Here is a 599-nt window from a genome sequence, read left to right as displayed (position 1 = left end):
TCTAAGTGAGCCGGCCCGAGCGCGCGGCCGAACTGGCGCGCCCGCTGGTGCGGCAGGCCGTGCCCGGCCTGCGGGTGGCGGTGGCCCAGAGCATGGAGGACTCGCTCACCCGCGAGGAAAGCAGCCATGGCGTGGGCCGCGCCGCGGCCCTGCAGCGCTGGCGCGCGCTCGCACAGTCCCTGTCCGACCTGCCGGCGTTCGCCGGCGTGGTCGTGCAGGCATGGGAAGATTTTGAAGGGGCCACCCCGTGAAGATCCAGTTCGACATTCCGCCGGGTTCGGCGCAAGAGGCCAACGGCCTGCCGGTGCGCTACGCCGCCGCCAAGCGGCAGGTGCCGCGCTGGCGCTGGTACCTGCTGCTGGCCATGGTGCTCGCCGCGCCGGCCTATCTGCTGATGCGCTTTGCCATCGCCTACTGGTGGGAGACGGCGCCCGGCTTCGTCGTCACCGAGCAGGTGGCCGTGGGCGTGCACACCTCCGGGCGCGTGGCGCGCATTGTGGCCGTGGGCGAGACCGTGCCCGCGGGCCAGCCGGTGATGGTGCTGGAGCCGCCCACGGCCGCAGGGGCGCCGGCCTCCACGGCCCTGGCCGCGCCGCTGG

Annotated in this window: 1 protein-coding gene and 1 pseudogene; both read left to right on the top strand. The window is 74.3% G+C overall.

Going from position 1 to position 599, the window contains the following annotated elements:
• Nucleotides 1–5: 5 nt before the first annotated feature.
• On the top strand, nt 6–251 hold the full coding sequence (locus AC27IO_RS25230) for a hypothetical protein (protein ID WP_498741346.1): 246 nt from the start codon (nt 6–8) through the stop codon (nt 249–251).
• Nucleotides 248–599 (top strand): annotated as a pseudogene (locus AC27IO_RS25225) (multidrug transporter); the annotation flags it as partial. The gene AC27IO_RS25230 and the pseudogene AC27IO_RS25225, both read left to right, overlap by 4 nt.

The organism is Acidovorax sp. KNOB132, from assembly GCF_057541515.1.
Note: the sequence above shows the minus strand (reverse complement) of the source record. Positions and strands in the feature narration are given on the sequence as shown.